Annotated in this window: 29 protein-coding genes and 2 tRNA genes; 22 read left to right on the forward strand and 9 right to left on the reverse strand. The window is 67.0% G+C overall.

Annotated features, from left to right (window positions below; translation table 11 throughout):
• Positions 1-33: 33 nt before the first annotated feature.
• Positions 34-960: a phosphoribosylaminoimidazolesuccinocarboxamide synthase gene (locus SSKA14_RS03675; protein ID WP_008266180.1), complete on the reverse strand. Its 927-nt coding sequence runs from the start codon at positions 958-960 to the stop codon at positions 34-36.
• 141 nt (positions 961-1,101) lie between these two features.
• Here SSKA14_RS03675 and SSKA14_RS03680 point away from each other — a divergent pair, with 141 nt between their 5' ends.
• From SSKA14_RS03680 to SSKA14_RS03725, 10 genes are all read left to right on the forward strand, one after another.
• Entirely contained in the window at positions 1,102-1,431 is a 330-nt protein-coding gene (locus SSKA14_RS03680; protein ID WP_008265098.1) for a DnaJ domain-containing protein, read from the forward strand.
• Between the two features lie 30 nt (positions 1,432-1,461).
• Positions 1,462-2,136: a ribulose-phosphate 3-epimerase gene (gene rpe, locus SSKA14_RS03685; protein ID WP_040006972.1), complete on the forward strand. Its 675-nt coding sequence runs from the start codon at positions 1,462-1,464 to the stop codon at positions 2,134-2,136.
• 60 nt (positions 2,137-2,196) lie between these two features.
• Entirely contained in the window at positions 2,197-2,679 is a 483-nt protein-coding gene (locus tag SSKA14_RS03690; RefSeq protein ID WP_008267507.1) for a GNAT family N-acetyltransferase, read from the forward strand.
• Between the two features lie 248 nt (positions 2,680-2,927).
• Positions 2,928-3,881: a lipid kinase YegS gene (gene yegS / locus SSKA14_RS03695; protein WP_008266759.1), complete on the forward strand. Its 954-nt coding sequence runs from the start codon at positions 2,928-2,930 to the stop codon at positions 3,879-3,881.
• Positions 3,882-4,078: 197 nt separating this feature from the next.
• Positions 4,079-5,554 carry an anthranilate synthase component I gene (gene trpE, locus SSKA14_RS03700; protein ID WP_008267401.1) on the forward strand — a complete coding sequence of 492 codons (1,476 nt, stop codon included), beginning with the start codon at positions 4,079-4,081 and terminating at the stop codon, positions 5,552-5,554.
• A 66-nt stretch (positions 5,555-5,620) separates the two neighbouring features.
• Positions 5,621-6,400: an SIMPL domain-containing protein gene (locus SSKA14_RS03705; protein ID WP_008265469.1), complete on the forward strand. Its 780-nt coding sequence runs from the start codon at positions 5,621-5,623 to the stop codon at positions 6,398-6,400.
• A 2-nt stretch (positions 6,401-6,402) separates the two neighbouring features.
• Complete coding sequence (locus tag SSKA14_RS03710) at positions 6,403-6,990, forward strand: aminodeoxychorismate/anthranilate synthase component II (protein ID WP_008267909.1); 588 nt, start codon at positions 6,403-6,405, stop codon at positions 6,988-6,990.
• A 16-nt stretch (positions 6,991-7,006) separates the two neighbouring features.
• Positions 7,007-8,038 (forward strand): anthranilate phosphoribosyltransferase, encoded by a 1,032-nt coding sequence (gene trpD, locus SSKA14_RS03715; RefSeq protein WP_006474036.1) that lies wholly within the window; start codon positions 7,007-7,009, stop codon positions 8,036-8,038.
• Positions 8,039-8,115: 77 nt separating this feature from the next.
• On the forward strand, positions 8,116-8,910 hold the full coding sequence (trpC, locus tag SSKA14_RS03720; RefSeq protein ID WP_008264665.1) for an indole-3-glycerol phosphate synthase TrpC: 795 nt from the start codon (positions 8,116-8,118) through the stop codon (positions 8,908-8,910).
• The gene (locus tag SSKA14_RS03725; RefSeq protein ID WP_008267607.1) at positions 8,907-9,623 is read left to right on the forward strand and encodes a haloacid dehalogenase-like hydrolase; all 717 of its coding nucleotides are present in this window, start codon (positions 8,907-8,909) and stop codon (positions 9,621-9,623) included. Before trpC ends, SSKA14_RS03725 begins: the two co-directional genes overlap by 4 nt.
• A 41-nt stretch (positions 9,624-9,664) precedes the next feature.
• Here SSKA14_RS03725 and SSKA14_RS03730 read toward each other — a convergent pair whose 3' ends face one another.
• A complete protein-coding gene (locus tag SSKA14_RS03730; protein WP_006473912.1) occupies positions 9,665-10,426 on the reverse strand; it encodes a sulfite exporter TauE/SafE family protein in 762 nt (253 codons plus the stop codon).
• Between the two features lie 62 nt (positions 10,427-10,488).
• On the reverse strand, positions 10,489-11,178 hold the full coding sequence (gene crp / locus SSKA14_RS03735) for a cAMP-activated global transcriptional regulator CRP (protein ID WP_010482649.1): 690 nt from the start codon (positions 11,176-11,178) through the stop codon (positions 10,489-10,491).
• Positions 11,179-11,327: 149 nt separating this feature from the next.
• Between crp and speD the strand changes: the two genes are divergently transcribed.
• Positions 11,328-12,122 carry an adenosylmethionine decarboxylase gene (gene speD / locus SSKA14_RS03740; protein WP_006473908.1) on the forward strand — a complete coding sequence of 265 codons (795 nt, stop codon included), beginning with the start codon at positions 11,328-11,330 and terminating at the stop codon, positions 12,120-12,122.
• Between the two features lie 167 nt (positions 12,123-12,289).
• Complete coding sequence (gene sugE / locus SSKA14_RS03745) at positions 12,290-12,610, forward strand: quaternary ammonium compound efflux SMR transporter SugE (protein ID WP_005411314.1); 321 nt, start codon at positions 12,290-12,292, stop codon at positions 12,608-12,610.
• 87 nt (positions 12,611-12,697) lie between these two features.
• On the opposite strand, the gene coq7 is transcribed toward sugE, so the two are convergent.
• Positions 12,698-13,342, reverse strand: coding sequence for a 2-polyprenyl-3-methyl-6-methoxy-1,4-benzoquinone monooxygenase (gene coq7, locus SSKA14_RS03750; RefSeq protein WP_008264892.1), 645 nt, complete (start codon positions 13,340-13,342; stop codon positions 12,698-12,700).
• A gap of 196 nt (positions 13,343-13,538) precedes the next feature.
• Between coq7 and rplM the strand changes: the two genes are divergently transcribed.
• Together rplM and rpsI are read left to right on the forward strand one after the other, a co-directional pair.
• Positions 13,539-13,967 (forward strand): 50S ribosomal protein L13, encoded by a 429-nt coding sequence (gene rplM / locus SSKA14_RS03755; RefSeq protein WP_005414692.1) that lies wholly within the window; start codon positions 13,539-13,541, stop codon positions 13,965-13,967.
• Between the two features lie 2 nt (positions 13,968-13,969).
• Positions 13,970-14,362 carry a 30S ribosomal protein S9 gene (gene rpsI, locus SSKA14_RS03760; protein WP_005411311.1) on the forward strand — a complete coding sequence of 131 codons (393 nt, stop codon included), beginning with the start codon at positions 13,970-13,972 and terminating at the stop codon, positions 14,360-14,362.
• A gap of 282 nt (positions 14,363-14,644) precedes the next feature.
• Here the strand turns inward: rpsI and SSKA14_RS03765 are convergent.
• Positions 14,645-14,719, reverse strand: a tRNA-Gln gene (locus SSKA14_RS03765).
• A 55-nt stretch (positions 14,720-14,774) separates the two neighbouring features.
• Positions 14,775-14,851 (reverse strand) — tRNA-Met (locus tag SSKA14_RS03770).
• 121 nt (positions 14,852-14,972) lie between these two features.
• Here SSKA14_RS03770 and SSKA14_RS03775 point away from each other — a divergent pair.
• From SSKA14_RS03775 to bfr, 3 genes are all read left to right on the forward strand, one after another.
• Positions 14,973-15,593 (forward strand): RNA pyrophosphohydrolase, encoded by a 621-nt coding sequence (locus SSKA14_RS03775; protein ID WP_008265361.1) that lies wholly within the window; start codon positions 14,973-14,975, stop codon positions 15,591-15,593.
• Between the two features lie 108 nt (positions 15,594-15,701).
• Positions 15,702-15,911, forward strand: coding sequence for a bacterioferritin-associated ferredoxin (locus SSKA14_RS03780; RefSeq protein WP_006473776.1), 210 nt, complete (start codon positions 15,702-15,704; stop codon positions 15,909-15,911).
• A 143-nt stretch (positions 15,912-16,054) separates the two neighbouring features.
• The gene (bfr, locus tag SSKA14_RS03785; RefSeq protein WP_005419804.1) at positions 16,055-16,525 is read left to right on the forward strand and encodes a bacterioferritin; all 471 of its coding nucleotides are present in this window, start codon (positions 16,055-16,057) and stop codon (positions 16,523-16,525) included.
• Between the two features lie 23 nt (positions 16,526-16,548).
• Here bfr and SSKA14_RS03790 read toward each other — a convergent pair whose 3' ends face one another.
• The 3 genes from SSKA14_RS03790 to SSKA14_RS03800 are packed head-to-tail and all read right to left on the reverse strand — an operon-like array spanning position 16,549 to position 21,300.
• The gene (locus SSKA14_RS03790) at positions 16,549-18,750 is read right to left on the reverse strand and encodes an ATP-binding protein (RefSeq protein ID WP_008265462.1); all 2,202 of its coding nucleotides are present in this window, start codon (positions 18,748-18,750) and stop codon (positions 16,549-16,551) included.
• Between the two features lies 1 nt (position 18,751).
• Entirely contained in the window at positions 18,752-20,638 is a 1,887-nt protein-coding gene (locus SSKA14_RS03795; protein ID WP_008266833.1) for an EAL domain-containing protein, read from the reverse strand.
• A 44-nt stretch (positions 20,639-20,682) separates the two neighbouring features.
• The gene (locus SSKA14_RS03800; protein ID WP_008268141.1) at positions 20,683-21,300 is read right to left on the reverse strand and encodes a DUF4126 domain-containing protein; all 618 of its coding nucleotides are present in this window, start codon (positions 21,298-21,300) and stop codon (positions 20,683-20,685) included.
• Positions 21,301-21,479: 179 nt separating this feature from the next.
• Between SSKA14_RS03800 and SSKA14_RS03805 the strand changes: the two genes are divergently transcribed.
• The 5 genes from SSKA14_RS03805 (at position 21,480) to ampE (ending at position 25,180) form a co-directional block, all read left to right on the forward strand.
• Positions 21,480-22,223, forward strand: coding sequence for a DUF6776 family protein (locus SSKA14_RS03805; protein WP_040006973.1), 744 nt, complete (start codon positions 21,480-21,482; stop codon positions 22,221-22,223).
• A gap of 4 nt (positions 22,224-22,227) precedes the next feature.
• The gene (locus tag SSKA14_RS03810) at positions 22,228-22,692 is read left to right on the forward strand and encodes a polymer-forming cytoskeletal protein (RefSeq protein WP_008268410.1); all 465 of its coding nucleotides are present in this window, start codon (positions 22,228-22,230) and stop codon (positions 22,690-22,692) included.
• A 31-nt stretch (positions 22,693-22,723) separates the two neighbouring features.
• Entirely contained in the window at positions 22,724-23,116 is a 393-nt protein-coding gene (erpA, locus tag SSKA14_RS03815; protein ID WP_005411302.1) for an iron-sulfur cluster insertion protein ErpA, read from the forward strand.
• A gap of 137 nt (positions 23,117-23,253) precedes the next feature.
• The gene (gene nudC, locus SSKA14_RS03820; protein ID WP_008267882.1) at positions 23,254-24,159 is read left to right on the forward strand and encodes an NAD(+) diphosphatase; all 906 of its coding nucleotides are present in this window, start codon (positions 23,254-23,256) and stop codon (positions 24,157-24,159) included.
• 133 nt (positions 24,160-24,292) lie between these two features.
• A complete protein-coding gene (gene ampE / locus SSKA14_RS03825; RefSeq protein ID WP_006473684.1) occupies positions 24,293-25,180 on the forward strand; it encodes a regulatory signaling modulator protein AmpE in 888 nt (295 codons plus the stop codon).
• Positions 25,181-25,288: the final 108 nt, after the last annotated feature.

Genomic DNA, 25,288 nt, shown 5'->3' on the forward strand with positions numbered 1-25,288 from the left:
GCCCCCGGCCTTTCCGGCCGGGGCGCAGGGGGATCAGTCGACGCTGATCCCGGCCAGGCGCTGCAGCGCCTCGGCGTACTTGGCGCGGGTGCGCTCGATGATTTCGGCCGGGATGCTAGGGCCCGGGGCGGTCTTGCCCCAGTCCAGCGTCTCCAGGTAATCGCGCACGAACTGCTTGTCGTAGCTCGGCGGGCTGGTGCCCACTTCGTACTCGTCGGCCGGCCAGTAACGCGAGGAATCCGGCGTCAGCATCTCGTCCATGATGTACAGGCGGCCATCGGCGTCGGTACCGAACTCGAACTTGGTGTCGGCCAGGATGATGCCGCGCTCGCGGGCGTAATCGGCGGCGAACTTGTAGATGCGCAGGGTGGCGTCGCGCACGCGCTCGGCCAGGTCCGCACCCACCTGCTTCACCATCGCATCGAAATCGATGTTCTCGTCATGGTCGCCGACGGCGGCCTTGGTCGAGGGGGTGAAGATCGGCTCGGGCAGCTGCTCGGCCTGGCGCAGGCCATCGGGCAGGTCGATGCCGCTGACCTTGCCGGTGCGCTGGTAGTCCTTCCAGCCGCTGCCGATCAGGTAGCCGCGGGCGATCGCTTCCACCGGCACCGGCTTCAGCTTGCGGGTGACCACCGCGCGCTTGGCGTACAGGGCCGGGTCCACGCCCTCGGGCAGCACGCTGGCCACGTCGATGCCGGTCAGGTGGTTGGGCATCAGGTGCGCGGTCTTGGCGAACCAGAAGTTGGAGACCTGGCAGAGCATCTCGCCCTTGCCCGGGATCGGATCGGGCAGCACCACATCGAACGCCGAGAGGCGATCGGTGGCGACCATCAACAAGTAGTCGCCCGGCGGGGTCCCGGCAGGCAGCCGCTCGCGCGGGATATCGAACACATCACGCACCTTGCCGCGATGGCGCAAGGGCAGGCCGGGGAGATCGGATTGCAACAGCGTGGTTGGCACGGGCACTCCTGGGGCGTTGTCGATACGGCTGCCCAGCGGACCCGGCGGGCCCGCTGGCCAGCGGGCGGCCTAGTGTAAAGCCGTCCGGGCCCGCTGTGACGTAAAATGAGCGTCCATTTCGTCGGTCGACCCCGGAGCGCCATGCGCTGGTACGGAAAACTGCTCGGATTCATCGCCGGCGCCCTGCTGTTCCGGCCCAATCCGCTGTTCGGCGCGGTGGTCGGCCTGTTGATCGGCCACGCCTTCGATTCGGACTGGTTCCGCCTGAACAAGGAGAACCCGTACCGGGAGCTGGGGCTGACCTCCGAGGCCACCGATGCCGAGATCGAGCGTGCCTACCGCAAGCTGATCTCCCAGTACCACCCCGACAAGCTTGGCGGCGCCGCCCCCGAGCTGCAGCAGCAGGCCGAACAGAAGTCGCGGCGGATCAATGCCGCCTACGACCGCATCAAGACCCTGCGCAAGCGCTGACCCTCTTTCCCCTCGTTGCAAGGCCCGGCCATGTCCAACTGCCTCATCGCCCCCTCCATCCTGTCCGCCAACTTCGCCCGCCTCGGCGAGGAAGTCGACAACGTCCTTGCCGCGGGCGCTGACTGGGTCCACTTCGACGTGATGGACAACCATTACGTGCCGAACCTGACGATCGGCCCGATGGTCTGCCAGGCCCTGCGCAAGCATGGCGTGACCGCGCCGATCGACGTGCACCTGATGGTCGAGCCGGTGGACCGCATCATTCCGGATTTCGCCGAGGCCGGTGCCACCTACATCAGCTTCCATCCGGAGGCCAGCCGCCACGTGCATCGCACCATCCAGCTGATCCGCTCGCTGGGCTGCAAGCCGGGCATCGTGCTCAATCCGGCCACCCCGGTGGACATCCTCGACTGGGTGCTGGATGACCTGGACCTGGTGCTGCTGATGTCGGTCAACCCGGGCTTTGGCGGCCAGGCCTTCATCCCCTCGGCGCTGGACAAGCTGCGCGTGGTGCGCAAGATGATCGATGCCAGCGGCAAGGACATCCGCCTGGAGATCGACGGTGGCGTGAAGGCCGACAACATCGGCGAGATCGCCGCCGCCGGCGCCGACACCTTCGTGGCCGGCTCGGCCATCTTCAACGCCAGGACCAGCTACCAGGACGTGATCGCGCAGATGCGCGCGAATGTCGCTGCAGCGCGCTGACAAAAAGGGGACGGAGGGGATTAAGCTCGCTTAATTCCCTCCGTCCCCTTTTTTCCGCTCATGGCACTGTTGAACATCCGCCCGGCCACCGTCGCCGATGCGGGCCTGATCCTGCATTTCATCCGCGAGCTGGCCATCTACGAGAAGGCCGAGCATTCGGTGCAGACCGATGAGATCGGCATCGCCGAGAGCCTGTTCGGTGCTGATGCGACGGCCCGCGCGCTGATCTGCGAAGCCGACGGCGAAGCGATCGGCTACGCGGTGTATTTCTACAACTATTCCACCTGGCTGGGCCGCAAGGGCATCTACCTGGAAGACCTGTACGTCAGCCAGGAAAAGCGCGGCGCCGGCGCCGGCAAGGCGCTGCTGAAGTACATCGCACGCCAGGCCGTGGCCGAAGGTTGCGGTCGTTTCGAATGGTCAGTGCTGGACTGGAATACCCCGGCCATCGAGTTCTACACCGCCGCTGGCGCCACGCCGCAGGACGAGTGGACCGTGTACCGGTTGCAGGGCGAGGCGCTGCACGATTTCGCCAACGGCTGAGGCTCGTGGGGGCAAACCCCAGTTGGGTGGGTGCGAACCTTGGTTCGCACTCCCTGAGAACTCCAAAAAAAAGACCACGCCAATCACTGGCGTGGCCCTGCTGCATGCGTGGGAGGCTGATCCTGCCTCCATCCGTCGTCCCTGCTATGGCCTTCCATTCTCCGGTAGCTGAATGACATCTGCGTGACATTCACTGCGGACAAACAGCGCATTGCTAGCCTGTGCCACCCCCGCACCGGAAGCACTGCATGACCATCCCGCGCTGGCGCCTGATCCTCAACGGAAAATCCGCAGGCAACGACGAGCTGCGCGATGCGGTCGGGCATTGGCGTGGGCAGGGCGTGCAGCTGGACGTGCGGGTGACCTGGGAGGACGGTGACGCCGAACGCTACGTGGCCGAAGCGATCGACCACGGCGTGGACGTGATCGTTGCCGCCGGTGGCGACGGCACGCTCAGCGCGGTGGCGGAAACGCTGGCGCATCGCGAGGAACCTGCCGATGCGCTGCCCTCGCTGGCGCTGATCCCGATGGGAACCGCCAACGATTTCGCCACATCGGCCGGTATCCCGACCGAACCGAAGGATGCCTTCGCGTTGATCGGGCAGGCGCCGCCGCACGCCATCGATCTGCTGCGCGTGGACGCCGATGGCACGCCCTGGTGGTGCGCCAATCTCGCCAGCGGGGGCTTCGGTACGCAGGTCACCGTGGAAACCGATGCTGGCCTGAAGAAGATGCTGGGTGGGCTGGCCTATGTGATCACCGGCATCGCCAAGCTCGGGCGGATCGAGCCGATCAGGGCGCGCCTGTCGGGCCCCGATTTCGCCTGGGAAGGCGATTTCATCGCACTGGGCATCGGCAACGGTCGGCAGGCCGGTGGCGGCCAGCAGCTGTGCCCGCAGGCTCTGATCGATGACGGGTTGCTGGATGTGACGGTGCTGCCGGAGCTGGAAGGCGAGGTGACCACCACGTTGGGCCAGATGCTGAAGTCGGGCACCCAGGCCGCGCTGGAACAGCTGGCCACGCGCGCGCGATTGCCGTGGCTGCAGATCGCATCCGAGCGTCCGTTGACGCTCAACCTGGACGGTGAACCGGTGCAGGCCCGCCAGTTCCGCATCGAGTGCGTGCCGGGCAGGGTACGGATGCATCTGCCGGCCGGCTGCCCGTTGCTGGGCGGAGTCTCCGGCCTCGACGTCGGGCCGTAGCGCCGGTCTCCCTGGCCGACCCGGGCATCGCGTGGTTCAGTTTCGCAGGGTTCCCCTCCCGCCCTTGCTGCGATACAGTCAAGGGGTGTCCAGCCTGACGACCCCGCATACCCTTTCTTCCGCACGCCGTTGGTGGCGATGGTGGCCCGTTGCCGTCGTCCGCCCCCATAACGCTGTGTCCCGGAAGGAAAGTCGTCTTGAACTCGCACGCTCAGTTTCAGCTGCAGGCCGCTGAAGGCCACACCCACATCCCCGTTGTCCGCGAAGTGCTGTCCGACCTGGACACGCCGCTTTCGGTCTATCTGAAGCTCGCCGACGGCCCCAATACCTACCTGTTTGAATCCGTCGAAGGCGGCGAGCGCTTTGGTCGTTACTCGATCATCGGCCTGCCGGCGCGCCGCGTGTACGCCTTCCACGGCCACACGCTGACCGTGCGCGAGGACGGCCAGGTGGTTGAAACCCGCGAAGTGGCCGACCCATTCGCCGAGGTCGAGGCGCTGCGCAGCGCCCACTCGGTGCCCAAGCTGGACGGCCTGCCGGGCTTCACCGGTGGCCTGGTCGGCTGGTTTGGCTTCGAGTGCATCGGCTACATCGAACCGCGCCTGGCACCGCCGGCCGGCCGCGATGAGCTGGGCACCCCGGACATCCTGCTGCTCGATTCCAACGAACTGGCGGTGTTCGACAACCTCAAGGGCCGCCTGTACCTGATCGTGCATGCCGACCCGCGCGTCGACGGCGCCTTCGAGCAGGCACAGGCGCGCCTGGATGCACTGACCGCGAAGCTGCGCGCGCCGGGCGCGGGCTATCCGGCACCGCTCAACAGCGACGTGCTGGACGAATCCGATTTCGTTTCCGGTTTCACCCGCGAGGGCTTCGTCGATGCGGTCCAGCGCAGCAAGGAATACATCCGTGCCGGCGACATCTTCCAGGTGGTGCTCAGCCAGCGCCTGAGCGTGCCGTTCAAGGCGCGCCCGGTGGATGTGTACCGCGCGCTGCGTGCACTGAATCCTTCGCCGTACATGTATTTCCTCGATGTCGGCGACCTGCAGGTGGTCGGTTCTTCGCCGGAAATCCTGGTACGCCTGCAGGACGGCGAAGTCACCGTGCGTCCGATCGCCGGTACCCGTCCGCGCGGTGCCACCGTCGAGCAGGACCTGGCGCTGGAAGCCGAGCTGCTGGCAGATCCGAAGGAGCGCGCCGAGCACCTGATGCTGATCGACCTCGGCCGCAACGACGCCGGTCGCGTATCGAAGGCCGGCACCGTGGAAGTGGGCGAGCAGTTCGTGATCGAACGCTACAGCCACGTCATGCACATCGTCAGCGAAGTGACCGGGCAGCTGCAGCCGGGCCTGAGCTATGCCGACGTGCTGCGTGCCACCTTCCCGGCCGGTACGGTCAGCGGCGCGCCGAAGATCCGTGCGCTGGAAGTGATCCGCGAGCTGGAACCGATCAAGCGCAATGTCTATGCCGGCAGCATCGGCTACATCGGCTGGCATGGCGATGCCGATACCGCGATTGCGATCCGCACCGCGGTGATCAAGGACGGCCGCCTGTACGTGCAGGCCGGCGCCGGCATCGTCTACGACTCGGACCCGGACAAGGAATGGGACGAGACGATGAACAAGGGCCGCGCACTGTTCCGCGCCGTCGCCCAGGCCGCCAAGGGCCTGTGAGCCTTCCCGTGCCGTGGCCTGCGCCGCGGCACTCTCGCTGTTCCCCGTCAAGACAAGGAGTACCGCATGAAGCTGCTGAGCGCATTGCTGTGGTCGTCACTGCTGGCCACGATGGCCCCGTCTGCGTGGGCGCAGGCCAACACCCTTCCCTCGCAGCCGCACCTGCTGGTGAAGGGCGAGGCGCGCCGTGTGGTGATGCCGGACCGGTTCGGCCTGCAGTTGAACATTGAAGAGACCGACATGGACGCCGATGCGGCGCGGCGCCGCGTGCAGGACAACGTCGCCCGCGTGCTGGGGCTGTTCAAGCAGTACAAGGCGGTGGACGGCAGCGTGCGTGCGGACAACCTGCGCATTGGTCCTGCGACGCGCTATGAACAGAGCCGGCAGGTGTTCATGGGCACTCGCGTGTCGCGCCAGCTGCGTGCCAGCTTCGCCAGCGTGAAGGCGATGCAGGACGTGCTGGGCGCGCTGAAGGCCAACGAGAACGTGCAGGTCAGCAGCGTGGCCCCGACCTACTCGGGCGAAGTAGCGCTGCGACGCGAGCTCAAGGGCGAGGCCGCAGCGCAGACGCGCGAGTCCGCGCAGGGCCTGGCCAAGGCCTACGGCACCAAGCTGCGCGGCCTGTACAGCATCTCCGATGTGGCGCCGAACTTTGCCTATGGCATCCAGGCCGGGCAATGGCCACAGCCGGGCGAGGATGGCGAGTATCTCGACCGTGTCGCGGTGACCGGCAGCTACGCACCGGCCTCGGCACCTGCGCCCGGTGCGCCGGAATCCATTGAAGCCGGCCCCATCACCTACACCGAAAACGTGTACGCCATTTTCCTGATAAGCGACGGAACCTGACCATGTTGTGGATGATCGACAACTACGACAGCTTCACCTACAACCTCGTGCAGTACCTGCAGACGCTGGGCGCCGAAGTGAAGGTGGTGCGCAACGATGCGATGAGCGTGGATGAGATTGCCGCGCAGAAACCCGAGCGCATCGTCATCTCGCCCGGCCCGTGCACGCCCAACGAAGCGGGCGTGTCGCTGGAACTGATCGAGCGCCTGGGCCCGACCACGCCGATCCTCGGCGTGTGCCTGGGCCACCAGGGCATCGGCCAGGTCTACGGCGGTACGGTCATCCGCGCCGGCAACATCATGCACGGCAAGACCTCGCCGATCCGCCACCAGGGCAAGGGCGTGTTCGCCGGCCTGCCGGACCGCTACCAGGCCACCCGCTACCACTCGCTGGTGGTGGACAAGAACCGCCTGCCGGATTGCCTGGAAGTGACCGCCTGGACCGAGAACGACGACGGCTCGATTGAAGAGATCATGGGCCTGCGCCACCGCCAGTTCCCGGTGGAAGGCGTGCAGTTCCATCCCGAATCCATCCTCACCGAACACGGCCACGCCCTGCTGCGCAATTTCCTGCAGCGCCCGGCGGCCTGATCCAAGGAGCATTCCCATGAGCTTCTCCCCCCAGGAAGCCCTGCAACGCACCATCGAACACCGCGAAATCTTCTTCGACGAAATGGTCGACCTGATGCGGCAGATCATGCGCGGCGATGTCTCGCCGATGATGACGGCCGCCATCCTCACCGGCCTGCGGGTTAAGAAGGAAACCATCGACGAGATCGCCGCAGCGGCCACCGTGATGCGCGAGTTCGCGCTGGCGGTGCCGGTGGCCGATCCCACCCACCTGGTCGACATCGTCGGCACCGGTGGCGATGGCTCGCACACCTTCAACATCTCCACCTGCGCGATGTTCGTCGCCGCTGCCGCCGGTGCGCGCGTGGCCAAGCACGGCAACCGCAGCGTGTCGTCCAAGTCCGGCAGCGCCGATGCGGTGGAAGCGCTGGGCGCGGCCATCGAGCTGCAGCCGGCGCAGGTGGCCGCGGCGATCGAACAGACCGGCATCGGCTTCATGTTCGCGCCGATCCATCATCCGTCGATGAAGGTCGTGGCGCCGGTACGCCGCGAGATGGGCGTGCGCACCATCTTCAACATCCTCGGCCCGCTGACCAACCCGGCCAGTGCACCGTCGGTGCTGATGGGCGTGTTCCATCCTGATCTGGTGGGTATCCAGGCGCGCGTGCTGCGCGAACTGGGCACCGAGCGCGCCATGGTGGTCTGGGGCCGCGACAACATGGACGAAATTTCGCTGGGTGCCGGCACCCTGGTCGGTGAGCTGCGCGACGGCAAGGTGCGCGAGTACGAGATCCATCCGGAGGACTTCGGCATCGCCATGTCGGCCAGCCGCAACCTGCGCGTGGACAGCCCGGAGCAGTCCATCGCGATGCTGCGCGCGGTGCTCGACAACACGCCGGGTCCGGCGCTGGACATCGTTGCCCTGAACGCCGGTGCCGCGCTGTACGTCGCCGGCGTGGCCAGCGACATCGGCGACGGCCTGGCCCGCGCCCGTGCCGCCATCGCCAACGGCAGCGCCCGCCAGCGCCTGCAGCAGTACGTTGACACCACCCGCGCGCTGGTTGCCTGAGCGCGCGGTTCAGCCTGACCCACCCGATGGCCGATAATGGCCGTCCTCACCGCCCCCGCACCGAACCGACGACGACGATGAGCGACATCCTGCAGACGATCCTGGCCCGCAAGGCCGAAGAAGTGGCCCAGCGCCGCGCCCAGCGCCCGCTCGAGGCGCTGCAGGCTGCCGTGGCCAGCGCCCCGCCGGTCCGCGGCTTCGTGCGCGCCCTGCAAGCCGCCGTGGCCAATGGCGACCCGGCGGTGATCGCCGAGGTGAAGAAGGCCAGCCCGTCCAAGGGCGTGATCCGGCCGGACTTCCGCCCGGCCGACATCGCCGTCAGCTACGAGTTCGGTGGCGCCAGCTGCCTGTCGGTGCTGACCGACGTGGACTTCTTCCAGGGCGCCGACGCCTACCTGCAGCAGGCCCGCGAGGCCTGCACGCTGCCGGTGCTGCGCAAGGACTTCGTGATCGACGCCTACCAGGTGTACGAGGCACGCGTGCTGGGCGCCGACTGCATCCTGCTGATCGTCGCCGCGCTGGACGACACCCAGCTGGCCACCCTGTCCGAACTGGCGCTGTCGCTGGGCATGGACGTGCTGGTGGAAGTGCACGACATCGACGAACTGGAGCGCGCGCTGCAGGTGCCGGCGCCGATGATCGGCATCAACAACCGCAACCTGCGCACCTTCGAGGTCTCGCTGCAGACCACGCTGGACATGCAGAACGCCGTGCCGCGCGACCGCCTGCTGGTGACCGAGAGCGGCATCCTCGGCCCGCAGGACGTGGCGCTGATGCGCGACGCCGGCATCCACGCATTCCTGGTCGGCGAGGCCTTCATGCGTGTGGAAGAGCCGGGCGAGGGCCTGCGTCAGCTATTCTTCGCGGCATGACAACGCACTATCCAACGCCGCGCGGGGATGCGCCGCTGGTGGTCTTCGACTTCGACCACACCCTCTACGACGGCGATTCGGGCACCCACCTGTTCGCCTCGCTGATCAAGCGCAATCCGCTGCGCATGCTGGCCGCGCTGCTGGTCACGCCGATCGCCGGGCCGATGGTGGCGATGCTGCCGACCCGTCGTGCCGGCATTTCGGTCTATGTATGGATCGGCAGCTTCGGCCTGCACCGCGCGCGCGATTTCAACAAGGTGATTGATGCCTATGTGCTGCGCAATGAGGCGCAGATGCGCGCCAAGCTGCTGCCGCAGGCGCTGGACGTCTTTGCGGCGCATCGCGCCAAGGGCGACCGCGTGGTGGTCGCCACCGGCGCGCCCCCAGAGCTGGCGCGCGCGATCCTGGCCTTTGTCGCCCACCAGGACGTGCCGGTGATCGGCACCGAGGTCGGCCCGCGACTGGGCGGGGTCGGCCCGACCCGTCACTGCCACAACGAAGAGAAGATGCGCATGCTGCGCGAGCGCGGCTATGGCGATATCGACATTGCCTATTCCGACAGCACTGCCGACCTGCCGCTGTTGCTGGCCGCCAGGGCGCCAGTGGTGGTGAACCCGAAGCCGGGCAAGGTGGACTTCTTCCGCCGCGTGCTGCCGGCCGGCACCCGCATCCTCAACTGGGGCTGCGTCGACCGCGGCGGCGACAAGGCGTAATGCGGTAGTGCCGGCCGCTGGCCGGCAGACGGTCCTGCGGCTCAGCGCGCCAGGTACCCGCTCAGCGCGTGGCCGATCTGGAACAGGCTGATGCCCAGCACCAGCACGCCGACGGCCACCAGCACCCAGCGCTCCTTCAGGCGCTTGACCAGCAGCGCGGCCACCGGGGCGGCCATCATGCCGCCGATCAGCAGGCCGGCCACGATCTGCAGGTGATGCAGCCCCATCGACAGCAGGAACGTTGCTGAAACCGTCAGGGTGACCACGAACTCGGCGGCGTTCACCGTGCCGATGGTGGTGCGCGCCTGGCCGCCGCGGGCGAGCAGGGTGGAGGTGGCCACTGGCCCCCAGCCTCCACCGCCGCTGGCATCCAGGAAGCCGGCCACGAAGCCCAGCACGGGTACCCGCTTGACCTCGCCCTTGGGCATCAGGCGGCCGGCGGCGCGGGCCAGGATGATGATGGCCAGCACCAGCAGGTAGAGATAGATGAGCGGGCGGATCACCTCGCCGGGCAATTGGGTCAGGCCGTAGGCGCCCACCGCGCCGCCCACCGCGCCGGGCAGCGCCAGGCGCAGGAACAGGCGCTTATCGACATTGCCGGCGACCAGATGCGACACGCCGGAGGCGCCAGTGGTGAATACCTCGGCAGTGTGGATGGCGGCGCTGGCCTGCGCGGGCGGAATGCCCATGGCCAGCATCACCGACGACGACACCAGGCCGAACGCCATGCCCAGCGCGCCGTCGACCAGCTGGGCGCCGAGGCCGATGAGGATGAACCACCAGAATGCGCTGCTCAGTTCCATGGAACGAGCCTAGCGCGCAAAGGAGTGCGGACCAAGGTCCGCACCCACCGGGTGCTCAACGGTCAACGGGTGCCGTACAGCACCACGGTCTTGCCGCGTGCATGCAGCAGGCCGTCGGTCTGCAGCTTCTTCAGCACGCGGCCGGCCATCTCACGCGAGCAGCCGACCAGGCGGGCCAGCTCCTGGCGCGAGACGCGCAGCTGGCTGCCCTGGGGATGGCTCATTGCCTCCGGCTCCTGCGCCAGGTCGTGCAGGGTGCGCACGATCCGGTCGGTAACGTCCAGGAACGCCAGCCGGCTGGCCTTGCGGCTGGTGTCGAGCAGGCGCTTGGAGATCTGCTGGCCCAGCGCATACAGCAGGCGCGGGGCGTCGGCCGAGAGCGGGCCGAGGAACAGCTGGTGCAGGCGTTCGTAGCTGATCTCGGCCAGTTCGCAGGCGGTACGGGTCCGCAGGATCACCTCACGGCGGTCCGATTCGACGAACAGGCCCATCTCGCCCACGAACTCGCCGGCACCGAAGTAGCCCAGCACAAGCTCGCGATCGTCATCTTCCTCGGCCATGATCGAAACCGAGCCGCTGATGACGTAATACAGGGTTCCCGCCGGGTCACCGGGTCGGAAGACATCGGTACGGGTGGGATATCGCCGCCTGTGGCTGTGCGCCAGGAAACGATCGATGGTGGCGATATCCAGGGCCAGTGGACTGCTAGCTAGGCGCACGGTTGACACGATAGGGGCGCTCCCTCTGCGCATGAACGGATTCACGGGGTCGATAGCGGAGCTTAACCAGCGCAATTGTTAAGGGCAAACAGTGTGCCAGAACTCTTGCGTCTTCACGTTCCCCCCGGGGGCAGTTTGCCCCATAATTCCCCCTTTCCCTTCTTACACAGGAATCGACCGCCGTGGTCAAGCCGTTGCCTCGCCTGAGGCTGCAGGGTTTCAACAACCTCACCAAGGCGCTGAGCTTCAACATCTATGACGTGTGTTACGCGCGCACCGAAGAGGAGCGTCAGCGTTACATTGAATACATCGATGAAGAGTACAACGCCGACAGGCTGACTCAAATCTTGACCGATGTCGCCGAGATCATCGGCGCCAACATCCTGAACGTGGCCCGCCAGGACTACGATCCGCAGGGTGCCTCGGTGACCATCCTGATCTCCGAAGAACCGGTGATCGACAAGAAGCAGGCCGGCAAGGAGCTCATCTCCGATGCCGTGGTCGCGCACATGGACAAGTCGCACATCACCGTGCACACCTATCCGGAAACGCACCCGCAGGAAGGCATTGCCACCTTCCGCGCCGACATCGACGTGGCTACCTGCGGCGTGATTTCGCCGTTGAAGGCGCTGAACTACCTGATCGAGAGTCTGGAATCGGACATCGTGATCATGGATTACCGCGTGCGTGGCTTCACCCGTGACGTGAAGGGCAAGAAGCACTACATCGATCACAAGATCAATTCGATCCAGAACTTCCTGGCAAAGAACATCAAGTCGCGTTACGAGATGTTCGACGTCAATGTCTACCAGGAAAACATCTTCCACACGAAGATGCACCTGAAGGACTTCGACCTGGACCAGTACCTGTTCGAGGAAAAGGCCAAGAACCTGTCGTTCAAGGAACGCATGAAGATCGAAGCGCTGCTCAAGCGCGAGATCGAAGAGCTGTTCCACGGCCGCAACCTGTCCGAGTGAGCCCCATGCGCGATGCCCGCAGGCATCGCCGCCCAGGCGGGACGACCCGCCCTGTGGAACCCCTGTACTGCGCAAGCGTCATGGCTCCACGGTGATGTACCGACCCACGGCCCGGTGTGAAAACACCGGGCCGTTTCGTTTTTTCAAAAGGTAAGGAGCCCCCACCCATGCCCTGGATCTACCTGCTGCTGGCCGGCCTGTTCGAGATCGGTTTCGCCCTTGGAATGAAGTACTCCGAAGGCTTCAGCAAACCCCTGCCCACCGCTGCCACGGTGGTGTCCGCCCTGATCAGCCTGTACCTGATGAGCCAGGCGATGAAGAGCATCCCGGTCGGCACGGCCTACGCGATCTGGACCGGTATCGGTGCCATGGGCGTGGCGGTGCTGGGTATCTACCTGTTCAACGACAGCGCGTCGCCGGCCCGCCTGGCCTGCGTCGGCCTGATCGTGGCCGGGGTGATCGGCCTGAAGCTGGTCTCGCCCAATTGATCGGTAGTACCGTCCGCTGGCCGGCAACCCCGTAGGCACCGCCGAAGGTCAGGAGGTTGCCGGCCAGCGGCCGGCACTACCCGGTGCTTACAGCCGGTAGGCGATGGTCTTCATGACCTTGGAGGCCAGCGCCATCGCCCCCGGAATCGGGAACGGCAGGCGGCGGGCGCCGGCCTGTTCGGCGTGTTCCGCATGGCGGGCCTCGTCGTCCTTCATCACCTGGATGACGGCGCGGCTGCGCAGGTCACCGGCCGGCAGATCGACCAGGTGCTCGTCCAGATGGGCCTCGACCTGCCGCTCGGTCTCGACCACGAAGCCCAGGTTCCAGCCGTCACCGCGCAGCCCGGCCAGGGTGCCGATGGTGTAGCTGCCGGCGTACCACAGCGGGTTGAACAGGCTGGGACGGCTGTCCAGCTCGCCCAGCCGGGTGGCGCACCAGGCCAGGTGGTCGGTCTCTTCCTGGGCGGCTTCCAGCAGGTGTTCGCGCGTGGCCGGGTCGCGGGCCACGGCCGCCTGGCCGAAGTAAAGGCCCTGCGCGCAGACCTCGCCGACGTGGTTGATCCGCATCAGGCCCGCCGCGTGGCGGCGCTCGGCACCGTCCATGCCCGGCTCGTCGGTGTCCGCGGCCGGGTAGGGGCGGGCCGCCGGCGGGTTGCCGAACACCGTGTCCAGGGCGCGCTGCGCCTCGGTCAGCAGGTGGTCCAGCGGGGTGGTCTGGCGGAGTGCGGTCATGGCGGTACGGGTGGGGCGGGGAGGGCCCGATTCTCGCCCGGCCCTGCCGCCGTGCCAACCCGGGGACGAGGGCGACTTGCGCCAGGCGGGCAGGGTGCGTACAATCCCGCCTCTTACGCTTCACCTTTTCACAACGCGTGGCAGAGTTCCGGTGAGCCTTTCGCCGCAATGAGCCCGACCTAACCTAGAGTTCTTCATGAGCACTTTCACTGCCAAGAACGAGACCGTCCAGCGCGACTGGTACCTCGTCGACGCCGAGGGCAAGACCCTGGGCCGTCTCGCCACCGAGCTGGCCCGCCGTCTGCGTGGCAAGCACAAGCCGGTCTACACCCCGCACGTTGATACCGGCGACTACCTGGTCGTCATCAATGCAGAAAAGATTGCCGTCACCGGCAAGAAGCTGCAGGACAAGATGTATCACCGTTTCACCGGTTACATCGGCAACCTGAAGACCGAATCCCTGGCCCAGGCGCTGGAGCGCCACCCGGAGCGCGTGATCGAGATCGCCGTGAAGGGCATGCTGCCGAAGGGCCCGCTGGGTCGCCAGATGTACCGCAAGCTCAAGGTCTACGCCGGCACTGAGCATCCGCACGCCGCACAGCAGCCGCAGGTTCTGGATATCTAATCATGGCTATCACTCAAAACTACGGCACTGGCCGCCGCAAGTCCTCCACCGCTCGCGTGTTCCTGCGCAAGGGTTCGGGCAACATCACCGTCAATGGCCGTCCGCTGGACGAGTTCTTCGGTCGTGAGACCGCGCGCATGATCGTGCGCCAGCCGCTCGAGCTGACCAAGAACACCGAAAGCTTCGACATCCTGGTTACCGCCGCTGGCGGCGGCACCACCGGCCAGGCCGGTGCGATCCGTCTGGGCATCGCCCGTGCTCTGGTCGAGTACGACGAAACCCTGAAGTCCGAGCTGCGCAAGGCCGGCTTCATGACCCGTGACGCCCGTGAAGTCGAGCGTAAGAAGGTCGGTCTGCACAAGGCCCGCCGCGCCACCCAGTTCTCCAAGCGCTGATTTACCGCGCCTGGTTGGGCTCCTTTGGGAGCCCGCTGGTTGGAAAAGCAAAAGCCCGGCTTCGGCCGGGCTTTTGTCGTTTTGGGGTCATGCATTTCGAGGTTGCCGGCCAGCGGCCGGCACTACCCGTGGTCCGCATACCTGGCTCCGGTCTCTGTCTGGAGGAGAGCCCCCTTGTTGTTCAAGGGGGCGCGCCGACAGGCGCGGGGATAAGGTGGGATGCGTGACCAAACAAAAAAGAAAAAAGCCTGATCTTTCGATCAGGCTTTTTTCTTTTTTGTTTGGCTGCCCCGGATGGATTCGAACCACCGAATGCCTGAGTCAGAGTCAGGTGCCTTACCGCTTGGCGACGGGGCAAAACGTGCAACTATTTTCTCACTTTTCACACTGGAAAACAACTTGATTTTCAGTGTGGTGGCTATGGGTGGACTCGAACCACCGACCCCAGCATTATGAGTGCTGTGCTCTAACCGGCTGAGCTACATAGCCTTGGTGAGCCAGCTATTCTGCGGATGTGTATCGCCCCTGTCAACACTTTTGTATCGTGCTTGTGGGCCGACAGAGGGCATGGGATAGTCCCGGCCAGTAGATTTTTTTAGGAGTCCGCATCGTGATCGATCCGGACGGCTATCGACCGAACGTCGGCATCGTGCTGATGCGGCAGGATGGTCAGGTGTTCTGGGCACGACGCGTGCGCCGGGATGGCTGGCAGTTCCCGCAGGGTGGCATGAATACCGACGAGACGCCTGTCGAGGCCATGTATCGTGAACTGCAGGAAGAGACCGGCCTGCTGCCTGAGCATGTGGAAGTGCTCGGGGCGACACCCGGCTGGCTGCGCTACAAGCTGCCGGCCCGGGCCATCCGCCGCAACGAGCGGCAGGTCTGCATCGGCCAGAAGCAGGTCTGGTTCCTGCTGCGCCTGACCGGCGACGAATCCCATGTGAAGCTGGACCATACCGACTCGCCCGAGTTCGATCACTGGCGCTGGGTGGACTTCTGGTACCCGGTGGAGCATGTGGTGATGTTCAAGCGCGGCGTCTATGCGCGTGCCCTGCGACACTTGGCGCCACTGGCGCGTGGCGTGGCCGGGCAGGGCGTCACCGCCATGCCCAAGAGCGCCGCCGAGGCCTGGATGCCAGGCCATACGGCCGGGCACGAGCGGCCGCGCAAGCGCCCGCGCACCCGCGGCTACTGGCCGAAGAAGGCGCAGGGCGACGGCCCGGCCAGCTGACGGGCTGAACGGTATCGAGAATGGTTCAGGTCTCTGATTGACAACCATTCTCGTTTCCATTGGAATAGCCAGCAGGCCGCTTCTGGCCTGTCAGCCCGGTTCCCGCCTGTGTACGTCTGCATCTGCAACGGAGTCACCGACCACCAGATCCGCGAAGCCGCCGGCAACGGCGTCAGCACGGTGGCCGAACTGACCATGCGTACCGGCTGTGGTGCCACCTGCGGTTCCTGCCTGGACATGGCCGGCGAGCTGCTGGCCAAGGCGCGTGCCACCCACGATCTGCCGCTGCCGGTATTGGGCCTGGCCCAGGTCGCCTGACCGTTTCTTTCGCGGCGCGTTGACGCCGCGCTTTCGCATCCTTCACTGCTGGCCGCACAGGCCAATGCGCACGATTCGCGTTCCTTCACGAGGCTGCGCAAGGCGCTAAAGTGCCTGCGTTTTCAGCGTGCAGGAGCACCCCCATGAAGGGCGACACCAAGGTCATCGAATTCCTCAACAAGGTCCTCTACAACGAGCTGACCGCGATCAACCAGTACTTCCTGCACGCCAAGATGCTGAAGAACTGGGGCATCAAGGAACTGGCCGAACACGAGTACAAGGAATCGATCGACGAGATGAAGCACGCCGACATGCTCGCCGACCGCATTCTGTTCCTCGAAGGCCTGCCGAACTTCCAGGCGCTGGGCAAGCTGCGCATCGGCGAGAACCCGACCGAGATCCTGCAGTGCGATCTGTCGCTGGAACGCGACGGCGTGGTCACCCTGCGCGAGGCCGTGGCCTATTCCGATTCGGTCGGTGACTACGTCAGCCGCCAGCTGTTCGTGAAGATCCTCGACTCGGAAGAAGAGCACATCGACTGGCTGGAAACCCAGCTGGACCTGATCGAGCGCATCGGCGAGCCGAAGTATCTGCTGAGCAAGCTGGAAGAGTGACGTAGCGTCAAGCTTGCTCGACGCTATCGATGCTGTGCCAGGTAACCCGTCAGCGCGACGCGCGCGCGGGCGAATTCGGCGACCAGCAGCGCCACTGCCACGGCAGGGCGCTGCAGGCTGTCACTGCGGGCTTCATGCTCGATCCTCTGCGCGACCGCAGACAGCGACAACGCGCCGACGTTCGCACTCGATGACTTGAGGCTGTGTGCGATCGCCTGCATGCGCGGCGCGTCGCCATTCTGCGCGGCCTGCTGCAGTTGCTGCACCATTGCCGGAGCATCGTCCAGGAACACGGAGACGATCTGACTGGCGCTCTCGCCGATCACCGCGTGCAGTTCGTCCAGTACATCGCGATCCAGCACCGGCTGCGGCGCCGCCTGGCTCTTCGTACCTGGCAGGGCCGCGCCATGCTCGGCCGGCAGGATTCGACCGATGGCAGGCGCATCGCCGCCGAGCGGGTTCGACGCTGCCGCATTGCCCGAGCGCTGTCCCCAGCGCTTCAGCAGCGCATGCAGCGTGGCGCGAGCGATCGGCTTGGACAGGTAGTCGTCCATGCCGGCCTGCAGGCAGCGTTCGCGGTCACCGGCCATCGCATTGGCGGTCATCGCGATGATCGGCAGCCGCAGCCGCCCGGATGTGGTTTCCTCGGCGCGCCAATGACGGGTGGCGGCGTAGCCATCCAGCACCGGCATCTGGCAGTCCATCAACACCACGTCCACGCCGCCTTCGCGCAGGGCGAGCAATGCCTGCTCGCCATCGGCGGCGTTGCGCACCTCGCACTGGAACACGCGCAGCAGCTGCTCGGCCACCATCCGGTTGACCGTGTTGTCTTCCACCAGCAGCACGCGCAGGTGCAACGGCGGCAACGTCGGCGCGGGCAATCCGTCTTCAGCATTGGCCAGCAATGCGGCGGGCCGCGCGTGCGCGACCGGCACCGCCAGCAGCGCATGCAGGGCGGCATCATCGAAACGTGTGGGCAGCCGCTGCTGCCGCGGGCGCGCCGCAACGGCGTCGTCCTGCAGCCACAGCACCTGCAGCATGTCTTCCTCGCCCCGTTCGGCCAGGGCCTGCTGCAACGTGGCTTCACCCGCGCGGCGTGCCTGCGCGTCGACCAGCAGCCAGGCCGGCGCCGGCTGCCCGGGGCGTGGTGGCGCGCGCAGGCGCTCGACCACCGCGCCGGGCTGAGCCAGCACCTGCACCTGCAGCCCATGGTGGGCGGCGATGCGTTCGACGCGCGCCTGCAGGATCGCATCGGCGCTGCACAGCAGCAGTGCAGCGGGCGGACGTGCCATGGCCGGCAGGTCGCCGGGTACTTTCAGCAGCGGAATCTCGAACCAGAACGTGGCGCCCTGGCCGGGCGTGGACTGCACGCCGATGCGGCCCTGCATGAGGTCGATGATGCGCTTGCAGATGGCCAGGCCCAGGCCGGTACCCCCGTAGATGCGGGTGGTGGAGGCGTCGGCCTGGCTGAAGGACTGGAACAACCGCGCCTGCAGCACCTCATCGATGCCGATGCCGGTGTCGATGATCTCGAAGCGCAGCTGGTGCTGCGCCGCGCCTTCGCCCAACCGCTGTACCCGCAGCAGCACCTGGCCGCGTGCCGTGAACTTGATCGCGTTGGCCAGCAGGTTGCTCAACACCTGGCGCAGGCGTACCGGGTCGCCGCGTACCGGCAGGCGCACCGCCGGGTCCAGCTGCAGAGTGAGCGACAGGCCTTTGGCGTCGGCGGCACGCTGCATCAGCTGCACCACGCCATCGAGCAGGTCACGCAGGTTGAAGCTGGTGATCTCCAGTTCCAGCGCCTGTGCTTCCAGCCGCGAATAGTCGAGGATGTCGTCGACGATGCGCAGCAGCTGCTGCGAGCTGGCCGAGGCGGTGGCCAGCATCTGACGCTGGTCTTCGCCGAGCGGTCCACGCGCGATCAGCTCCAGCATCGGCAGGATGCCGTTGAGCGGGGTGCGGATCTCATGGCTCATCGTCGCCAGGAACTCACCCTTGGCCAGCACCGCGGCCTCGGCGGCCTGCTTGGCCTGCAGCAGCTGCTGCTCCAGTTGGCCCTGGCGTTCGGTGGTGTGGCGCAGCTGGTCGCGTTCGGCGGCCAGTACGCTGCGTTCGCGTTGCAGCAGCTCCAACGCACGACCGCGCGTACGCAGGCGCAGGCCCAACAGCAGCAGTGCGATGGCGGCCGCACCAAGGGCAACCAGCAGCACGCTCCACAGCGGCACGTCAGAGCACCGCGTTGTGGAAGTCGAAGTTCAGGTCGCTGCCGGCCGACTGCACCATGTTGCCCTGGATGTAGTCGACGCCGCCCACCCACATCGCGGCCGCCGCCTGCGGATCTTCGATCTGCTGGCCGATGATCTGCAGCCCGGCCGCATGCGCCTGCTCGATCGCCCTGCGCAGTTCTTCGCGGGTGGCAGGGTTGGCGTGGCTGCTGGAGAAGCGTGCCGCCATGCGCACGAACGACAGCGGGAGGTGGGTCAGCAACGCATCGGCTTCCCCACCCGGCTCGAACTGGCTGAGGCAGAAGCGCACGCCAGCACTGGCCATGCGCTGGCAGAACTGCAGCAGCGGCACGGTGTGGATCAGCGCGTCGGGCAGGCGCACATCGATGACCAGTGCGCTGCCGGGCAGGTCGCGCTGGTGCAGCGACTCCAGCAGCCAGTCGGCGAAGGCATCGCGCTGCAGGGTACGCAGCGACTGCGAGACGAACAGGTTCAACGGCTGCGTCGCGTGCCGGTACAGGTCGAGCAGGCCCAGCGCGTGGTCCATCACCTGCTGGTCGAGGTCGGCGATGCGCCCGGCCGCTTCCGCTGCAGGAATCACCTGGCCGGCCGCCAGCACCGTGCCATCGGCCTGGCGCAGGCGCAGCAGCAGCTGGTACTGCGCGGTGTTGCCGCCGGCGACGGCGACGATCGGCTGGTAGGCCAGCTCCAGCTGGCCTTCCAGCAACGCCAGGTGCTCCTGTTCGCTGATCGCCTCGCGGTGCACGTGGCCGGCCACGCCGGCGCTCAGCAGGCGCGCCTGCAGGGTGGTGCGTTCGACGGCTTCCAGGGCACTGTTGGCATCGTCGAAACCCGAGGACAGCGGGGCATAGCCGACCACGCCGCGCAGATGCACGGATTCGTCGTCGCGGATCACGAACGCGCGCGCCGACAGCTGTTCGCGCAGGGCCGCGGCGATGCCTTCCAGGCTGTCCTCATCGGTGTTGCGCGCCAGCAGCAGGAAGCTGTTGTCGTTCAGGCGTGCCAGCAGGTGCGGATGGCCTGCCTCGGCCAGGCGTTGGCCGGCCTGCACCATCAGGCGTTCGAAGGCGGCATACCCGTAGCGCTCGCGCAGGCCCAGCGCGCTGGAGACTTCGACGAACAACACGCCACCCGGGTCGCGGTGGGCAAGCGCGGCGTTGAGCTGCTGCAATACGTGGTGTCGTGTCGGCAGGCCGGTTTCCGGATTGCTGGTGGCCGGCGCACCGGACGCTCCTGGCAGGGTCGCGGCCTGCGCACGCGCGCGGCGGATGCGGTTGGCCACGGCGGCGATCAGGTGGCGCGGGCGGATCGGTTTGCTCAGGTAGTCATCGGCGCCACTGTCGAGCACTTCGAACTGGCGCTCCGGGTCCGGGTCACCGCTGAGGAATACGATCGGCAGCAACTGCAGGCCGGGTTGCTGGCGGATCAGCGCGGTCAGGCGCATGCCGTCCAGCCCGGGCAGGTGCAGGTCCATCAGGATCAGGTCCGGGCGGTGGTCCTTGATCGCCTGCAGCGCGCCGTCGGCATCGCTGTGCACGATCGCCTGCATGCCGGCACCGTGCAGCACGCTCTGCGCGAACAGGGCCTGGGCGCGATCGTCCTCGACGATCAGCACGCGATAGGGCGAATCGGATGCCGGCGGCGCCTGGTCGTTGTTGCCGGCTTCTGCCAGCGCTGAAGGGCCGGGAAGCGGTGGCGGCGCGCTGTTGATCGACGGTGCATCGGCCGTGCCGCCCTGTGCCATGACCTCTGCCGGTGCGGCGGGAGTGTGGGTGACCGCCTCGACGGCCCAGCGTTGCCAATGATCGGCCGGAGGGGTTTCAGCGCGTCCCGGGCGGGCGCCCGCGGGGGATTCGATTGCGGCCATCGGTGCTCCTGGTGTTCGCCTTCATTATGCGGCAAGCCCGGCGATCAACCGGTGCCGGGTTGCCGCGGGCTGTCCGTCGCCGCGCCGCGCGCCAGCCAACGCACGCCTTTCCACAAGGTGCGCCAGACCAGCCAGACCAGCAGCGCGCCAGCGAGGCTGCAGGCCAGCACCACCACCAGCGCGATCCAGGGATGGGCCAGGGCCAGCGCCAGGCCGCCGATCACCACGGTGTCTTCGGCGGCGGAGGCGACCCAGTTGCTGGCCGGTTCCGGTGAGGTATTGAGCAGGGCGCGGGTGCCGGCCTTCAGGCCATGGCTGGCCAGCGCGACACCGGCACCGGCGGCGAGTGCGCCGGTCCCCAGCTGGCCGTCCGGCGACAACGTGGCGGCGGCAAGGAAGGCACCGGCGGGCACGCGTGCCAGGGTCTGCACCAGATCCCACACCGAGTCCACGCCGGGGATCTTGTCGGCGAAGAATTCGGTCACTGCCAGCGCCGCCGAAGTACCCAGCACCCACCACGACTCGGTGGCCTGCAGGGCCGGTGGCAGGTCGACCCAGCCGAGCAGGCCGGCCAGGCCGACGCCGAACACGGTGAGATAGACGCGGATGCCGGCCAGCCAGGCCAGCAGGATGCCGATCACGAACAGGTGGGCTTCGGTCATGGCGATGCTCCGGCGACGGAACTGTGCGGGGGGCCTCACTATCGGCGATGGCGTGCCTGAACGCCACAGACCGCGGCCGGCCAGTGCGCAGGAAACCCACCCGTCCTGTCATACACTAGCCCGTCGTTTGCCACAGGGGCCGTACCGGTGTCGCTCTTGCGATGCCCCGGAAACCACCCATGAACAACCGCCCTCCCATGCGCGTGCAGGTTCGCCTGCCCGGCGCGCCGCAACCGCCGGTCGATCGTCGCCGCCTGCTGGTGATCGGCGGCATCTGGCTGCTCAGCCTGGTGCTGGCGGTGCTCGGCGGCTGCTGGATGGCCACCCCGCGCGATGCGCAGGGCCAGCGCCTGCAGGCCGCCGAGAAGCGCGCCGAGACGCTGCAGGCGCAGCTGACCGAGCTGCGCCAGAAGCAGGCCACGCTGGAAGCCTCCGACCGCATCAGCCGTGCCGCCAACACCGAGGTGCAGTCCTCGCTGGCCGAGCGTGATGAGGAAATCGCCGGCCTGCGTGCCGACGTCGCCTTCTATGAGCGCCTGGTCGGTTCAACCAGCCAGCGCAAGGGCCTGAACACCCATTCGATCGAATTCAGCCCGGAAGCGGCCGGCACCTGGCAGTACACCGCCGTGCTGACCCAGAACCTCAACCGCGGTGCCATCAGCCAGGGGCAGATGCGTTTCACCGTGGAAGGCGTGAAGAACGGCAAGCTGGCCACGATCAGCTGGGATGATCTGCACCAGCGCAGCAAGGTGCCGGGACAGGATTACTCGTTCCGGTACTTCCAGCAGATCACCGGCAGCGTGATGCTGCCGGCTGACTTCACCCCGCAACGCGTGCGGGTGACATTGGGGAGTGGTACGGGGGGTACCACCCAGGTATTCGACTGGAAACAGGCCGGCGCGCCGGCCAGCAAAGGGGAGTAGGCAGATGTTCGGAAACAGCAAATCCAACCGTGACGGCCAGCTGGTGGTGGATGCCCTGATCGGCAACCAGGTGGTGATCCGCGGTGATGTGGAATTCAGTGGTGGCCTGTACGTGGAAGGCCGCATCCACGGCAAGGTGATTGCCGCCGAAGGCGCCAGTGGTGCCACCCTGACGGTCGCCGAGCATGGCGTGATCGAGGGCGAGATCCGTGCCCAGGTGGTGGTCATCAGCGGCCGCCTGGACGGTGACGTGCACGCCACCGAGAAGGTCGAACTGACCCCGAGCGCGCGGGTCAATGGCAATGTCCATTACCAGGTGGTGGAGATGAATGCGGGCGCCCAGCTGAACGGCCGCCTGATCCATGCCAGCGCCCCGATGGCGGCCCTGCCGGCCCCGGAGGCCGACGATGCCAATGGCGGCAAGGGCGACACCGCCGCGCGTCGCAAGCTGGCCGAGGCGATGGCTTGAAAGCCATCCTCGGCACCCCCATGCTGACGGCATGAGCACGCTAGTCTCCCTGCCCGGCGCCACCCCGGCCGCCGCGCCCGATTACCAGTCGCTGGAGCGCCCGCTGAACTTCACCGAGTCGGCGGCCGCCAAGGTCAAATCCCTGATCCAGGAAGAGGGCAACCCCGACCTGGCATTGCGCGTGTACATCGAAGGCGGCGGCTGTTCCGGTTTCCAGTACGGGTTCGAGTTCGACGAAAACCGTGCCGAGGACGATCTTGCGGTACAGACCAGCGGGGTGACCCTGCTGGTCGACCCGCTGAGCCTGCAGTACCTGATGGGTGCCGAGGTGGACTACACCGAAAGCCTGACCGGTGCCCAGTTCGTGATCCGCAACCCGAACGCGAAGACCACCTGCGGCTGCGGCAGCAGTTTCAGCATGTAGTAGATCCACGCCATGCGTGGATGCGCGGGGCCCGCCCCCCTGCGCGACAAGGTGTGTGGAGCAAGCTCCACACCCACCGCTGGTTTCCGCAAAGCCTGCGGCTTGCCACCTGCATCGATTGGCGGCACGCTTGCCGGATGCCCAATACTTCTTCGCCGCTTTCCGGTTTCGCCTTCGTGGGCGAACCGTTGGAGCGCGCCGATGCCCTGCGCGACGATGCCGATGCACTGGCGCGCCTGTGGCCGGGCGCGCGCATCCTCGTGCTTGATCAGGACGGCAGCGCCTTCACCGGCGATGACGATCAGCCACTAGCGCTGACTGGCGCCGACATCGGCGGTGGCCCCGGTGCCGCGATCTTCCTCGGCCTGCGTGGCGACCAGGCGTGGTTTTCAGTTGAAGCCGCCAGCGTGACCATTACCGCGCCACGCCGCCTCGACCTGCGCCAGGCCGCGCTGCTGTGGTCGATGGCCGATGCGACCGCCTTCAGCTATGCCCGCGGCATGTCCTACTGGCACACGCGTACCCGCTTCTGCGGCGTGTGCGGCGGTGCCGTGGCGTTCGCCCGCGGCGGCTTCGTCGGTCGCTGCGCGCAGTGCTCCACCGAGCATTACCCGCGGGTGGACCCGGCGGTGATCGTGGCGGTGGAGAACCAGGGCCGGCTGCTGCTGGGCCGGCAGTCGAACTGGGCGCCGCGCCGCTACTCGGTGCTGGCCGGCTTCGTCGAGCCCGGCGAGACCTTCGAGCAGACCGTGGTGCGCGAGGTGCACGAGGAGAGCAAGGTGCGGGTGACCGCCTGCCAGTACCTCGGCTCGCAGCCCTGGCCGTTCCCGGGCGCGCTGATGATCGGTTTCCGTGCACAGGCGCAGGATGATCTGCCGACCGTGGACGGTGAACTGGAAGATGCGCGCTGGTTCAGTGCCGACGAGGTTGGCGCGGCGCTGGCACGCGATGTCGAGGACGATGGCCTGGGTATCCGCCTGTCGCCGCCGATCTCGATTTCGCGTGGCCTGATCGAGCACTGGTACCGCCAGCAGATGGGCTGAACCGGGTCGGGCGCGGCGGCTGTATTGCCGCCACCTGAACACGGCCCGGGTTAGAGTCCGGTTCACCGCTGAGGGCGCCGCTGCGACAGGTAAGGTAGCGGCGCGAGCGTTCTGTTTCGTAGGGAGACCCGCCATGTTCACCACTCTGGCTGCCGTGCTGGTGGCGCTGGCCCTGGGCCATGTCGCCCCGGCCGCTGCTGCCTCGCTGCGCCGTTTCGACGGCTTCCGGCGCTGGCTGGGCTGGCTGGATGCGCGGGGTGGCAAGGCCTGGCAGAGCCCCGCAGGCGTGGCCCTGGCCCTGCTGCCGCCGCTGCTGCTGATGGCCCTGCTGGCCTGGCTGCTGCGCGGGGTGCTGTTCGGCCTGCCGTCGCTGCTGCTGGGCGTGGTGGTGCTGGCGTGGTGCTGGGGGCCGCGTGACCTGGATCGTGATATCGAAGCGATCATCGACGCTGACGATGCCGCGACGCGGCAGGCGGCGGTGCGCAACCTGCAGGCGGCCGGTGGCAGCCTGCGCGAGGACGTGCCGTCGCTGGTCGAAGCAACGGTGCTCAATGCGCTGCGGCGCTGGTTCGCGGTGCTGTTCTGGTTCCTGCTGCTGGGCCCGGCCGGTGCGCTGGGTTACCGGCTGTTGGCGCTGATGGCCGAAAGCCCGATGCGCGCCCGCGTGCCGGTGGAACCGCTGGCGCTGGCGCAGCGCCTGCTGGGTTGGATCGAATGGCCGGTGGCGCAGCTGATGGCGTTCTCGATGGCGCTGGTGGGCAACTTCGATACGGCGTGGAAGGCCTGGCGCCAGGCCCACGGCGAGCGCCTGGCCGGGAACATCGGTTTCCTGGGGGCGGTAGCGCGCGCCAGCGTCAATGCCGAGCTGCGCGAGGATGCGCACGACTACACCGAGGCGGGGCTGCTGCCGGTGTGGCAACGGCTGCCGGACCTGCGTGATGCGATGAGCCTGGTGTGGCGAATGCTGCTGCTGTGGCTGGCGATCCTGGCCCTGCTGGTGATTGCAGGCTGGGTGACGTAGTTGTTTTGCAGGGCTTGCAGCCCTGCACCTGCAGAGGCAACAGCAACAGCAGCCCTGGATTGCTGAGGCTTGGGCGGGGCGCTGTGGGGCTGCAGGACACGCCGTAAA

Origin of the sequence: Stenotrophomonas sp. SKA14, assembly GCF_000158575.1 — a bacterium.
GTDB classification, from domain to species: domain Bacteria; phylum Pseudomonadota; class Gammaproteobacteria; order Xanthomonadales; family Xanthomonadaceae; genus Stenotrophomonas; species Stenotrophomonas forensis.